The following is a 12809-nucleotide window of genomic DNA, read 5'->3' as shown; positions in this document are numbered from 1 at the left end:
AAGCAGCAGAAAAAGAGCAGATTTCCTGCTCTTTTTCTTTTTTTCATCTATATCGTACTACTTATATAACCTCATGGGAAGGCTTGTCAGAGATTGTCCTGCTGCAGACGGAGTCAGGTGGTCTTCCAGAATGAACCCGCTGACGGGTTCAATATTTGAAAAGGTTCTCAAAAATGTCGTCAGAACAATTTTGGCTTCCAGCCTAGCGAGAGGTGCACCCAGGCAGAAGTGTGTGCCGAAGCCAAAAGCGAGCTGTTTGTTATTGTTCGGACGGTGAATATTCAATGTGAAAGGATCCTCGAACATGTCCTCATCCATGTTGGCTGCACTCATCCAGGCTACTATGGCATCTCCTTTTTTGAGCTCCACCCCAAGCAGGTTATTATCCGCCTTGACCATGCGGTCCATTTTACTGATATGGAAACGGTACCGCAGCATTTCTTCCACTGCATTTCCGACAAGCTCTGGATTATCTCTCAGCTCCGTGTACAGTCCAGGCTTATCATAGAGCAGCGCGTAGAAGGAATTGGCCAACAGATTGCTTGTCGTTTCTATTCCTGCACCCAGAATGAACATGGTGGTGCGTACAATTTCCTCATCCGTAAAATGTTCACCATCCACTTCGACGTGGATCAGGTCTGAGATGATGTCCTCGGCAAGATTTGTTCGTTTGGATACGACAAAAGGATAAAGGTATTCGAAATATTGCTGACCCGCAATTTTCTTCATTTCATTGATACGGCTAAAGGTTGCATCTGTTGTTGGCATGAAGAGAATATCTACCCATTCCTTAAATAGGAGCCTGTCTTTGGAAGGAATGCCAAGCAGATCAGACATGATGATTACTGGAAACATACTTGTGTAGGCTTGTACAATATCCACCTCGGGAAGCTGAGAAAATTCCGCGACTAAATCGTCTGCTGCGGCCTGAATGCGCGGTTCCCACAGTTTGAGACTTCTTGGGGTAAATGCACTTGCTAATAATGATCTTCGCTTGCGGTGTTCCGGAGGATCGACGTTGTGAATATCCAGCTTGTCCGGAATGTGGTGCTCGCTGTCCGCACCTTCTCCCTCATTTGAATACCCCACGTTCACAATCGATCTTTCTCTTACACTGGAGAAATGTTCATGATCATTCAATACGGTTTTGACCAAGTCATACTTGAACACATGCCAGGAATCCGTTTCTTCATTGTAAACGACAGGTTCCTGTTTGAGCATGTGGCGATACCAACGATAAGGACTGAACTCTTCTTCTTTCGATTGGAATTTCGTGATTTCAGACAGAGAAATAATCGTGCTCTTCTTCATTCATCTTACCTCCTTAGTTGGGGTCATTGACAAACATAACAAACAAGAGTACTTTAATTAAAGTAGTTTAAATTATAATAATAAGGTGGAGTAGAGAGTGAAGAGCATGCTGAAGCATAAAGGAGTCAAAGCGGGTATATTCATGATTGTGTTCTATCAGATTGTGATGCTGACCGTTTTCATGTCCGGATATAGCGCGATCCCCAAAAATGTAACGAATCTTACCGTGGCCATTGTTAATGAGGACCAACAATCCGGTACTGAATTTGTTCAGAAGCTGCAAGAGCAGCTCCCGTTCAATATCGTAACCGATGAATCGCTGGAACAGGCGAAGACGGGTCTGGAGGACCGCGATATTCATATGGTGATACGTATACCTGGTGACTTTACGGAGAAACTGTCTGAACAGAGCGGCAAAGCGCAGCTGGAATATTTGATTAATGAATCTAACCCAACGACCATTACCAGTTCGATGAAAAGTGTAGCAGCAGAAATTACCGCTCAGATCAGCGCACAGGTTCAGGCTCAAAGCTTCGAAGCGGTATTGAACGGAATGCAGATTCCTGCGGATCAATCCAAACAGATTGTGGAATCAACTACGGGCAAGGTCTCATCCAATATCGTCATGAGCAACCCGCAGCCTGCTGGTATGCAAAATCAGATGGCACCGATGTTCATCACGATGGCGCTCTACGTTGGAGCCATGATCTATGCCATGCAGAGCGTGGGCGGAATGCAGCAGCTGCGTGCACAAATGGGAAAATGGAAAGCCTTTTTTGCCCTGCGTGGGGCGAACTTGCTCATATCCTTGATTGCTCCTCTGGTTGGAGTAGGCATCTACTTCATGGTTCAAGGATATGGGGTGGAAGTCTTTCTGAAAATGTGGCTGGTGCACAGTCTGCAATTATTCGTGTCGATCGAGTTTACAAGTATCTTCATCATGCTTCTCGGGCAAGGAGGTATGCTGATCAACATGATATTCGTGCTTAGTCAATCCATTGCCAACGGCACGTCCATGTCACCCGAAATGATGCCTGGATATTTCAAATTCGTCAGTCAGATCACGCCGATGTTCTATTCGACACATCTGGATTACAATATTCTCTTCGGTGGTGGCAGAACGGCCCATTATGCCATTGGATTAGCGCTGGTTGGGATGGTGGCTTTCGTTCTCAATACAGCGATTCACCATTTCAAACAGGCCAAGCAAACCAATCCGCTGCAAGAGTCTTCACAACAGCCCGCTATAGTATAAAATAAGAAATAAAAGGGCTCAGGCGAATTTGTAAGAAGCTGTGCCCTTGGTAAGAGCAGAATGGGGGCAGTCACATGTCAATTCAAATATTTATTCTTGGTGCATTAAGTGAAGGGAATTGTTATCCCTATGATATTAAAAAGCGAATAGGCAAACATTTGGATCAGACCGAGGCCAAAATCACGGAAGGTACGATCTATTACAATTTCGAAGTGCTGCATAAGAAGGGGCTAATCGAGAAGATTGAAACGATCCAGAGTGAGAATAGACCAGATAAAACGATGTATGGGATCACCGATCAAGGGCGGATAGCACTGGAAGAGAGCATCTATAAAGTATTTCAAAAATTCACGACCATTCAGTCCCTTTATGCAGCGCTGGTTAATCTGGATAAGGTGGATAATCAGAAGATCGCATACCTTATTGAAGATATAATCGTGAAACAAAGAAAAAAACTCGATTATATTGACGAGCAGAAACCAGAGGAGATCGAGGTAAGTGAGGATTTGATGGATGCTCTGTGGCTGATGAGGGATCATGCTTATCACACGATTGAGAGCAACATTGCCTGGTTGGAGAAGCTCCTTCACCATGTTCAGAGCAGGGCGTTAAGGCATTAGGCGCGTTTAGCGTCACTGTGTCTGCGAAGAGGTGTGTCAGGTCAGAGACAGTCTGGCTTTGAACGCACCTTTTTTCGTCTAAAGGGCGAAGCAGAATCCGGAGCTCAGATTGAAACATATGGAAAAAACCTATAGAATCTGAACTATGTCGTAAATGAACATTGTATAACGAAGGAGAGGAAATTTCATGTTCGAACATCTGGTGGTATTCAAATTCAACGATAAAATTACGCCGGCAAAACAGCAGGAATTTGTCACACAATTGCTCGCCTTGCAGGACGAGATTCCTGGGATCATCGATCTGACTGCCGGAATCAATGTAACGGAAGAGACGGATCATATTCAGGGATTCACGCTTGGATTAAGAGTGACGTTTGAAGACCAAGAAGCCTTGCGTGCATATGGTCCACATCCTGCGCATCAGGCTTTTGTAGCTTCCCTTAACGGATGGGTAGAGAATGTTATTGTAACAGACTTTCCGATCCCTTCGAAATAAGACTGAACATGTAGGAGAACACTAAGTATGAGTTTAAATACCAGAACATATCGTTTGGAAGATTTAAGTGATCTGGAGTACGAAGTTCGTATCGGGAGTGTGTCAGAGAATTCATATAAGAAGATTATGATTTTAAAATTTAGTGGTGTCTACGGGTTTGGCAGTAGAGGCAACTCGGATGCCCGTTATATGAGTGCAATCGGCAAAGCTGTGCTGGAAGCATGGAGGCCGGACGGACTCGTTATTGATCTGTCGGACATGCAGTATGATTGGGGAGATGAGTTGGATCTTGTTTTTGACGTAGGTAGTGAGATCTCACGGTACCGTCCATTCCCGCTGGCGCTTACCGTTGGACCCAAATCAGAAGAAGCGGTCAGAACACTTCTGCTTGGGGTTGGCAGTGAAGATGGAATCGAATCTGCCGGATGGGTGTTCCGGAGTGTGGAGGAGGGATGGGCCTACATCGCTTCCCAATTTGCCACCTAGAAGCGCAGATACCTTCAATGAAAAATTCCGATCATGATTAAATCGATTGAACAGCAGGCTGGCACATGTGGTGCTGGCTTTTTTCTTTTCTCCTGATATTCCGTAAAAAATGTAGTGAGATGTTAAATTATATTACACCAAAAATCGGGTGTTTTGTTTCGTTTGCCCAAAAAGATACGATCTCTTTATCTCCTGTAACAATTCTCGTTCATGTATCATGGAAGTTTTCGAAATAGTTTATATAATGTGAATCAACATAACATGATTTTTCAGTGCGATGGGTTGATTCTAATTTCGGGGGCGAGCGCGGATGAACGAAACAAAAAAGATGAGAATTTTTTCACTGGGGATTCAACATGTATTGGCGATGTATGCCGGGGCAATTCTGGTACCTTTACTCGTGGGAAGAGCCTTGAATCTGACGGCAGAGCAGCTGGCATATCTGGTATCCATTGACCTGCTGACATGCGGTGTTGCAACGTGGCTGCAGGCTCGGAAGGGGAAGTATCTGGGTATTGGTTTGCCCGCAGTACTCGGTAGTTCTTTTGTAGCTGTAACGCCCATGATCGCCATTGGATCTCAGTATGGTATTCCAGCAATTTATGGGTCCATCATAGCAGCCGGTTTATTTATCGTCATCTGTGCCGTATTTTTCAGCAAAATCGTCAAGCTGTTTCCTCCCGTTGTCATTGGTACCGTGGTAACCATTATCGGTCTAGCACTTATTCCTACCGGTATTAAAAATATGGCTGGCGGGGCTAATAGTGAGAACTTCGGAAGTCTGGACAATCTGGCACTTTCTTTCGGAGTACTGCTCTTTATTTTGATCCTGAACCGGTATGCCCGGGGTTTCGTTAAATCTCTTGCCGTCCTGATTGGCATCATCGCAGGAACGCTCATTGCGGCTCTTATGGGAAAAGTGAATTTCTCTCCTGTACAGGAAGCGTCATGGTTCCACTTACCTCAACCCTTTTATTTCGGAATGCCAACCTTTGAGCTTGGCCCGATTATTACAATGATCATCGTAGGTACTGTCGTGATTATCGAGTCAACGGGTGTGTTCATGGCTTTGAGCAAAATTTGCGATCAGCCCATCAATGAGAAGGATCTGGCTCGCGGTTATCGTGCAGAGGGTTTGGCGTTTGTACTTGGCGGTATATTCAATGCCTTCCCATATAATACATTCGCTCAGAATGTCGGGCTCGTTCAATTGTCCAAGGTGAAAACGACAAATGTTGTGGTTGCAGCCGGAGGCATTCTCGTCTTCCTTGGACTCATTCCGAAGGTAGCAGCATTTGCAACCATTATCCCAAGTGCAGTATTAGGCGGTGCGACAGTGGTTCTGTTCGGTATGGTCGTATCCTCTGGAATCAAAATGCTGCAAACCGTCGATTTCGGCAAGCAGTCCAATCTGTTGATCGTTGCTTGTTCGGTATCGCTCGGGCTTGGTGTCACAGCCGTACCAGATCTGTTTGCCCAGCTTCCACAAAGCATTCGGATCATTGTGAGCGATGGTATTATTACAGGAAGTCTGTCAGCGATTCTGCTCAATATCTTTTTCAACCTTGGTTTCAAAAAGGAAAGTCTGCCTGTTCAGCCTGTTGCCGGAACACAGGAAGCACATACCTGATTCCATCTTAACTGAATAATAGCGAATTAACCGAGTAAGCTCACATCGAATTCATTGTTGGAAAGATTGAATAACATCATTCTTCCTAATGAATACCTTGTGGGCTTATTTGGCTGCCGGACACGATGAAACATGCAAACACCCTACAAATATGCTAAAGTTTCCTTATGAACATATGATATGTTCATCATTTCGAAATTCCATGCGACTACATAAATGAGCATTGGTTCACACAGGCTACATGAATACAAACAGAGGAGTTCCTTTGTTGAGGAGAAGGAGTGGAGTGCACATGGTAAAGGATAAGCTAGGCGCAGGCTGGAATTTGGACAATAGTTATGCCCGGCTGCCGCAGACCTTTTATACAAGTCAGGGTCCAGTACCGGTACAGTCACCTGAGCTTGTCATCTTAAATGAAACCCTTGCGGCCAGCCTCGGACTGAATGCTGAAACGCTGAACAGCAAGGAAGGGGCAGCAATTTTTGCAGGCAATGAACTTCCGCCTGGAGCCGAGCCTCTGGCTCAAGCTTACGCAGGGCATCAATTTGGCAATTTCAACATGCTTGGTGATGGACGGGCATTGCTGCTGGGTGAACAGATTACGCCACAGGGCGAGAGGGTGGATATTCAGCTCAAAGGTTCGGGCAGAACACCATACTCACGTGGAGGAGATGGTCGGGCGGCGATCGGACCGATGCTTCGTGAATATATTATTAGTGAAGCGATGGAAGCCCTGGGTATCCCTACAACGAGAAGTTTGGCAGTCGTGACGACTGGAGAAAGCATTTTTCGTGAAACGGAACGGCCGGGTGCTATATTAACCCGAGTGGCCTCCAGTCATATCCGCGTGGCCACCTTTCAGTATGCAGCTAGATGGGGAACTGTAGACGAACTGAGAGCACTGGCCGACTATACGCTGGAACGTCATTTCCCCGACATTCCTTTGGATCATAACCGATACTTGAACTTCCTCCGTGCAGTCATCAAACGACAGGCATCACTGATAGCCAAGTGGCAGAATGTTGGATTTATCCATGGTGTCATGAATACGGACAATATGGCCATCAGTGGAGAAACGATTGACTACGGGCCTTGTGCTTTTATGGATGCTTATAATCCGTCTACAGTCTTTAGTTCAATTGATACACAAGGCCGCTATGCCTACGGCAATCAACCCTATATTGCGGGCTGGAATCTGGCTCGTCTTGCGGAGACTTTACTGCCGCTGCTGCATGAAAATGAAGATGTGGCCATTCAGATTGCACAGGATGCCATCTCCCAATTCTCGGAGCAGTATCATCAAGAATGGGTATCCGGCATGCGTGCCAAGCTGGGATTATTGACAGAAGAGGACGAAGATGAAACGCTGATAAAAGACCTTCTGGAACTAATGGAAAAGCAATCGGCGGACTTCACGAATACGTTCTTAGCTTTAACCTTTGATAAGTGGGAGAACTCCAATCTGAACGATGCGGCGGAATTTGCGGAATGGAATGAACGCTGGACAGCCAGACTGGGCCGGCAGTCTGAATCCAAAGAGGCTGTAGAGCAATTGATGATGAGCAGCAATCCTGCAATCATCCCACGGAATCATAGAGTGGAAGAGGCGCTTGAACGGGCAGAAAACGATGGAGATTATCGCGTAATGAACCAGCTGCTAGCCGTTCTACGGAAACCTTATGCACACACACCGGAACAGGAAGAATACACCACATTGCCGACGACCTGTGATCCATCTTATCGGACATTTTGCGGAACCTGATGGGAAGTGCAGATTCAGCATTCAGATTGAAAATGTTCAGATTGAAAAGAAGACAATCATAAGTTGCAATAGGTACCTTGTGAGTACTTGTGAGTACTTGTGAGTACAAGCCACACGGTGATCACGAAGAAGCTGCCACCGGCAGCTTTTTCATGATCATGTCATGAGGAGTGCAATTTAAATGAATTACAGGTGGTGAGCTGCCATGTCGGTTTTAACCAAACAGGAATTAGCAGTCAAGCTGCTTGAACTGTTATCCCAAACAGACTTTGACCAAGAACAGAGCAATACATATGTTAACCGTCTATTCGAGCCTTTCAAATGGGAAGGTGCGCCTTATGTTGAAATGGAAAATGGAACCTATATCGTCACCATATATGAACGTGGAATGCCCATGTTGAAGAAAAAGTTGAAGCAGACCGAGATGGTGATCTACTGGCTGCTGGAGGATATTATTTTTACCACGGTGCATGTGGAGATGTTGAAAAAATACGATGTAGATAATATCAACACTCATCTAAAATACACGAGCGAAGTGATACAGGAAATGGACCGCAACGTAACGAACGCTTTTCAGCAGTTGGGAGAACCCTATTTACACTGGCATCAAACCGGTAAACGCCATGAATTGGAGAGCATGCAGCCTAGGGGAAAGGGATGAAGGGCGTGACTAATCAAGATATTCATGATGTATGGTATGATTATGCGTTGAAGTTTGTAGACAAAAAGAACAAACAGGAACAGGGATGGTCGGGATTAACATCCGAGGAGCAGGAAATTGCAGCCCTATGGCTGTTGGAAGTAGACGTATTTAACGGTGGGTTTATTCAATTTTTCTGCAACTGGGGAGAAGAAGCATATCTTCATGTTTTGCGGGCATTACATACGATTGGTGCGAACCAAGTGCTGGGTAATATTCAAGAGCAGTATCGCTTGATCGAGCATTTGGCGGATGATGAACGGCTGACAGCATTATGGGACATTCCCCATTTACTCACGACAGAAGAGGAACTAAGGTTAGATACTCTGGATCAGCAATTGTGGGATAACGAGGATCAGATTGCGGAGAAGGCGTACACGTATTATCATAGGAAGCTGAATATAGAGGTATAGTATAAAGGTCAGAGTCTCTTTTGAAGTAAGGTGAGCAGATTAAATACAGGCTCTTGCAATGGATTGAACGTTCGGCTATACTGGCTATAATCTAATACATGAATTACGTTGATGGAGCGCAGTAGCGGCTTTGTCCCTGTTACAGAAAGTCAGGGGTTGATGAAACCTGATACATACAAGGGCTGCGAATTACACTCTGGAGTACTTGGGTAATGCCAAGCGGAATGGGCAAACGATATATTGCCAAAAGCGGTATGGATGATGTGTAAGCATCTATTCATGCAAGTTGGGTGGTACCACGGTTATGATAATCGTCCCTATGTCTAATGAAGACAAGGAGGCGATTTTTTTGTGTCCAAAAAAGCTGCTCCCACCTGTATTTTTGACCATTAACGTAGTCCATGACTGAAAAACGATTAGAAGAGAAAGGGGTTGTTTGGGTTGAATATTATTGATGAACTTGAATGGCGTGACGCCATAAACCAACAGACGGATGCGGAGGGGCTGCGTGAGCTGACGGAAACCAAGTCGATCTCCTTGTACTGTGGAGTTGACCCTACTGGAGACAGTATGCACATCGGTCACCTGATTCCGTTCATGATGCTGAAACGTTTTCAACTTGCGGGACATCGTCCAGTGATCCTGATTGGGGGAGCAACGGGTACAATTGGTGACCCAAGTGGACGTCAATCTGAGCGTTCGCTGCAAACCCTGGAACAGGTCCAAGAGAACGTCAATAAGCTGACAGCACAGATGAAAAAATTGTTTGTAACCGAAGGCGACAACCAGGTTCGCATGGTGAACAACTACGACTGGACACATCAAATTAACGTCATTGAGTTTTTGCGTGATTACGGGAAAAACTTCAATCTTAACACGATGCTGGCAAAAGATGTGGTGGCGAGCAGACTGGAAGGCGGAATCTCGTTCACCGAGTTTTCCTACCAGATCCTGCAGTCTCTGGATTACCATCACCTGTTCCAAAACGAGGATGTACAGCTGCAGATCGGTGGCTCCGATCAATGGGGGAATATCACAAGTGGTCTGGACCTCATCCGCAAGAAAGAAGGGTCTGAAGCAAGAGCTTACGGGCTGACGATCCCTCTGATGCTCAAAGCCGATGGAACGAAATTCGGTAAAACCGCGGGCGGTGCGATCTGGTTGGATCCGGACAAAACGACACCATTTGAATTCTACCAGTTCTGGGCGAATACGGATGATCGTGATGTCATCAAATACCTGAAATACTTCACCTTCCTGAGCAAAGAGGAAATTGAAGCTTTGGCTGAAAAGGTTGAGACCGAGCCGCACAAACGTGAAGCACAGAAGGCACTCGCCGAAGAAATGACAAAATTCGTTCACGGCGATGAGATGCTGGAGCAAGCTAAACGGATTACCGCTGCGCTCTTCAGTGGAGATATTCGCTCCCTGACAGCAGATGAGATCGAGCAGGGCTTCAAGGAAATGCCTACGTTTGAAACAGACGGCGAAGCCAAAAACATCGTGGACTGGCTGGTTGATCTGGGCCTTGAGCCATCCAAACGCCAAGCGCGTGAGGATGTCACCAAAGGTGCGATCTCTATGAACGGAGAGAAGATTACAGAGCTGGAATTCACAGTGTCTGCAGAGCATGCGATTGGTGGCAAGTTCATCATTATTCGTAAAGGCAAGAAGAACTACAGCCTTGTGAAATTGAAGTAGGAACGTACCGTATCACGAATATCTTGGGAAGAACAACGTAAGTTTACATTCCCAGGATATTCATCATTCCCAAGGTAAACAAAAGGGCCGTCTCCACTAATGTCAATGACATTAGGGAGACGGCCCTTTAACAATTCATCCGCAACTAATTAATTGATTTGATTATTGATTCACAATGGCTGTAATTTCTTCGTCCAGATCAAGTCTGACGTTTTCACGGTAAGCCCGGATGTTGTATTCACTGTGCAGGTAGCGCAGGATCGCTTCTATCATGTTGGATTCAACCAAGTATTGACTACGGCCTTGAATCCAGACTTCCGCGGAGTATCCCGTATCTTCTTCCCAGCTCAGTTCAACATTGACATCGGTCGGGCGCACACCTTTGCGTTCAGCCATGTGAAGACAGATTGCATTAACAATCTCATCCATGCTTAGAACCATAATGATTAGTACCGTCCGTTTCTGTTGCGGTCATCATCATCACGATCGTTGCGACGGTCATAACGACCATCTGCAGCCGGTTTACGGCGATTCGCAATGGCTCTGAAGAGTGCCATTGCCAGCATAACGATCAGCATGATCGCAGCCACGTTTACAAGCAATCCAAGGATGTTACCAAGAGCTCCCATACCACCGAACAATCCGCCGAACATCATACCGGCCAGACCACCCAGCATCATGCCTTTCATGAATCCGCCGCCACCGCCGAAGAATCCGCCACGGTTAGTTGCAGCTGCACCTGTACCCGAGTTGTTGTTCGAGTTGGACTGACTCACATTGTTGTCGGATTTCTTAGGTGTATTGGTATAACTCTTTGTGCCTGATTTGAAACCGCCACCACGTCTTGCGTCAGCAGAATCCGGATTTGCTACGCCAACTGTTGCGAACAACAGAGTGAAAGCCATAAAAACCATCATCAGATGTTTAATTCCAAATTTTTTCTTCATTGTAAAGATCGTAACCCCCCGATTAAATTGTGTGATCAACCCTAAAAATGGGCCTTACTCATGTAATACGGTCTAAAAGCAGGAACGTTTCAAATTTTTATTAATTTTCCGAAATAATCGGACAAGGGTCCTGAATGGCTGCCTGACCATCCAGCAGCTGGGTCACCCAGTTGCACCATTCCAGGCCGGTCTGGGCATTCATTAATCCCTTTTGAACCAGAATGTAGCTCCCAAATTCCCGGCTGCCTACGCGGAGGTTATCCTGAGGGATGCGGGACTTCAGATCCTCGAAATATCGGATGCGCTCCATAAACCAGTTTTTGCGCTCATTCAGAATGCGTCTCATGCTTCCATCTTCGGCTATGCCGACACATAAAATACGCAAATTGAACTCGTCACGTGTTACCGGAGCAGTAACAGGAGTAATCATCCAGCCGAGCAATTTCTCGATACCTTTTTCCGTGACTGCATACATTTTTTTGTCCGGTTTGTCAGACTGTTGCACCCAGCGGGAAGATAGTAGTTCATCATTTTCCATCTTGGACAGGAGCGGATAGATCTGACTGTGTTTGGCTTGCCAATGAGGCTGAATCTTCAGCATCAGATCGTAACCAGACGACTCCTCGCGGGTAAGCAGCCCGAGCAATCCGTAGGAAAGTATGTTCATGCACATGTCTCCTTAATATTAGGGCTGGGCCAGTGAAAACAATGGATATTGCCATCAATGACCGCTTTCATAAAAAGTGTACACTGAAACTGTATGGTTTGACAACCTGACAGCATAACTGCCTCAATTTAGACAAAAAAAGAGTGCGGACCCTGAGGTCCGCACCCAAAACCATTTAGAGAGATGCCTGTTGCTCGTACCCTTCGACTACAAGCTCAAGCTGGCCTGTAGAGGAATCAATAATCATGCCGTGAACGGGTACTCCCTGTGGAAACAGGGGATGATTTTTGATGACTCCTACAGTGTGTTTTACCCCTTCATCAACACTGTTAAACCCTCGAAGCCAATTTTGCAAATTGATTCCGGAGTTGTCCAGAGCATTTATGACTTCTTTGGATACACCGCGGTCAACCATGTGGCCAATCATGGTGTCTGCTTGCAAGGATGCCATACCGCACTCGGTGTGACCGACAACAACAACTTCGTCTGCCCCGAGCTCATAAATAGCTACAAGCACGCTTCGCATAACAGAACCGAAAGGTTGAGAGATAATGGCACCCGCCGTTTTAAGGATTTTAACCTCACCGTTCTTCAGGTTCATCGCTTTAGGCAGCAGTTCCACCAGACGGGTGTCCATGCATGTGATAATTGCCATTTTTTTGGTTGGAAACTTTCCGGCCGTATACTTTTCGTATTCTTTTGTCTCGACAAATGATTTGTTGTACGCCAAAATCTCTTGAATGTTGTTCATGTCCATTGCCTCCTGTTATCCAATACGATGAGCACGACAGCTTGCATCGGTATGCAGCTTGTCCTACGCC

Annotated in this window: 14 protein-coding genes and 1 other annotated feature; of the genes, 9 read left to right on the top strand and 5 right to left on the bottom strand. The window is 45.9% G+C overall.

Annotation, left to right across the window (positions count from 1 at the left end; all coding sequences use genetic code 11):
- Positions 1–57: 57 nt before the first annotated feature.
- Positions 58–1311, bottom strand: coding sequence for a cytochrome P450 (locus F4V51_RS17795; protein ID WP_153979074.1), 1254 nt, complete (start codon positions 1309–1311; stop codon positions 58–60).
- Positions 1312–1417: 106 nt separating this feature from the next.
- Here F4V51_RS17795 and F4V51_RS17790 point away from each other — a divergent pair, with 106 nt between their 5' ends.
- The 9 genes from F4V51_RS17790 (at position 1418) to tyrS (ending at position 10374) form a co-directional block, all read left to right on the top strand.
- Complete coding sequence (locus tag F4V51_RS17790) at positions 1418–2566, top strand: YhgE/Pip domain-containing protein (protein ID WP_236146584.1); 1149 nt, start codon at positions 1418–1420, stop codon at positions 2564–2566.
- 74 nt (positions 2567–2640) lie between these two features.
- Positions 2641–3186, top strand: a complete 546-nt coding sequence (locus F4V51_RS17785; protein ID WP_153979072.1) for a PadR family transcriptional regulator — start codon at positions 2641–2643, stop codon at positions 3184–3186.
- Positions 3187–3373: 187 nt separating this feature from the next.
- Entirely contained in the window at positions 3374–3682 is a 309-nt protein-coding gene (locus F4V51_RS17780; RefSeq protein ID WP_153979071.1) for a Dabb family protein, read from the top strand.
- A gap of 27 nt (positions 3683–3709) precedes the next feature.
- Positions 3710–4168 (top strand): hypothetical protein, encoded by a 459-nt coding sequence (locus tag F4V51_RS17775; protein ID WP_153979070.1) that lies wholly within the window; start codon positions 3710–3712, stop codon positions 4166–4168.
- 310 nt (positions 4169–4478) lie between these two features.
- A complete protein-coding gene (locus F4V51_RS17770; protein WP_153979069.1) occupies positions 4479–5798 on the top strand; it encodes a nucleobase:cation symporter-2 family protein in 1320 nt (439 codons plus the stop codon).
- A 292-nt stretch (positions 5799–6090) separates the two neighbouring features.
- Positions 6091–7560 (top strand): protein adenylyltransferase SelO, encoded by a 1470-nt coding sequence (locus F4V51_RS17765; protein ID WP_153979068.1) that lies wholly within the window; start codon positions 6091–6093, stop codon positions 7558–7560.
- Between the two features lie 205 nt (positions 7561–7765).
- Entirely contained in the window at positions 7766–8221 is a 456-nt protein-coding gene (locus tag F4V51_RS17760; protein ID WP_153979067.1) for an Imm63 family immunity protein, read from the top strand.
- Entirely contained in the window at positions 8218–8673 is a 456-nt protein-coding gene (locus F4V51_RS17755) for a DMP19 family protein (protein WP_323131779.1), read from the top strand. The genes F4V51_RS17760 and F4V51_RS17755 overlap by 4 nt, the downstream gene beginning before the upstream one ends.
- Before the next feature lie 99 nt (positions 8674–8772).
- Positions 8773–8995 (top strand) — a binding site (T-box leader).
- Positions 8996–9114: 119 nt separating this feature from the next.
- Positions 9115–10374 (top strand): tyrosine--tRNA ligase, encoded by a 1260-nt coding sequence (tyrS, locus tag F4V51_RS17750; protein ID WP_110823322.1) that lies wholly within the window; start codon positions 9115–9117, stop codon positions 10372–10374.
- Positions 10375–10536: 162 nt separating this feature from the next.
- Here tyrS and F4V51_RS17745 read toward each other — a convergent pair whose 3' ends face one another.
- The 4 genes from F4V51_RS17745 to F4V51_RS17730 all read right to left on the bottom strand — a co-directional run bounded on the left by F4V51_RS17745 (position 10537) and on the right by F4V51_RS17730 (position 12739).
- Positions 10537–10815, bottom strand: a complete 279-nt coding sequence (locus F4V51_RS17745) for a YxcD family protein (protein WP_095286418.1) — start codon at positions 10813–10815, stop codon at positions 10537–10539.
- Positions 10816–10820: 5 nt separating this feature from the next.
- The gene (locus tag F4V51_RS17740; protein WP_095357348.1) at positions 10821–11321 is read right to left on the bottom strand and encodes a hypothetical protein; all 501 of its coding nucleotides are present in this window, start codon (positions 11319–11321) and stop codon (positions 10821–10823) included.
- Between the two features lie 100 nt (positions 11322–11421).
- Complete coding sequence (locus tag F4V51_RS17735; protein ID WP_095286420.1) at positions 11422–11988, bottom strand: PadR family transcriptional regulator; 567 nt, start codon at positions 11986–11988, stop codon at positions 11422–11424.
- 175 nt (positions 11989–12163) lie between these two features.
- Positions 12164–12739, bottom strand: a complete 576-nt coding sequence (locus F4V51_RS17730) for a beta-class carbonic anhydrase (protein ID WP_153979065.1) — start codon at positions 12737–12739, stop codon at positions 12164–12166.
- Positions 12740–12809: the final 70 nt, after the last annotated feature.

Origin of the sequence: Paenibacillus xylanilyticus (assembly GCF_009664365.1) — a bacterium.
GTDB lineage: Bacteria > Bacillota > Bacilli > Paenibacillales > Paenibacillaceae > Paenibacillus > Paenibacillus xylanilyticus_A.
The sequence above is the reverse complement of the archived record's forward strand: the minus strand, read 5'-3'. Positions and strand labels throughout refer to the sequence as shown.

Bases quoted from the DNA above. Each gene is read 5' to 3' on its own strand.
- F4V51_RS17795 (WP_153979074.1), bottom strand. From the start codon at position 1,311: ATGAAGAAGAGCACGATTATTTCTCTGTCTGAAATCACGAAATTCCAA.
- F4V51_RS17790 (WP_236146584.1), top strand. From the start codon at position 1,418: ATGCTGAAGCATAAAGGAGTCAAAGCGGGTATATTCATGATTGTGTTC.
- F4V51_RS17785 (WP_153979072.1), top strand. From the start codon at position 2,641: ATGTCAATTCAAATATTTATTCTTGGTGCATTAAGTGAAGGGAATTGT.
- F4V51_RS17780 (WP_153979071.1), top strand. From the start codon at position 3,374: ATGTTCGAACATCTGGTGGTATTCAAATTCAACGATAAAATTACGCCG.
- F4V51_RS17775 (WP_153979070.1), top strand. From the start codon at position 3,710: ATGAGTTTAAATACCAGAACATATCGTTTGGAAGATTTAAGTGATCTG.
- F4V51_RS17770 (WP_153979069.1), top strand. From the start codon at position 4,479: ATGAACGAAACAAAAAAGATGAGAATTTTTTCACTGGGGATTCAACAT.
- F4V51_RS17765 (WP_153979068.1), top strand. From the start codon at position 6,091: ATGGTAAAGGATAAGCTAGGCGCAGGCTGGAATTTGGACAATAGTTAT.
- F4V51_RS17760 (WP_153979067.1), top strand. From the start codon at position 7,766: ATGTCGGTTTTAACCAAACAGGAATTAGCAGTCAAGCTGCTTGAACTG.
- F4V51_RS17755 (WP_323131779.1), top strand. From the start codon at position 8,218: ATGAAGGGCGTGACTAATCAAGATATTCATGATGTATGGTATGATTAT.
- F4V51_RS17745 (WP_095286418.1), bottom strand. From the start codon at position 10,815: ATGGTTCTAAGCATGGATGAGATTGTTAATGCAATCTGTCTTCACATG.
- F4V51_RS17740 (WP_095357348.1), bottom strand. From the start codon at position 11,321: ATGAAGAAAAAATTTGGAATTAAACATCTGATGATGGTTTTTATGGCT.
- F4V51_RS17735 (WP_095286420.1), bottom strand. From the start codon at position 11,988: ATGAACATACTTTCCTACGGATTGCTCGGGCTGCTTACCCGCGAGGAG.
- F4V51_RS17730 (WP_153979065.1), bottom strand. From the start codon at position 12,739: ATGAACAACATTCAAGAGATTTTGGCGTACAACAAATCATTTGTCGAG.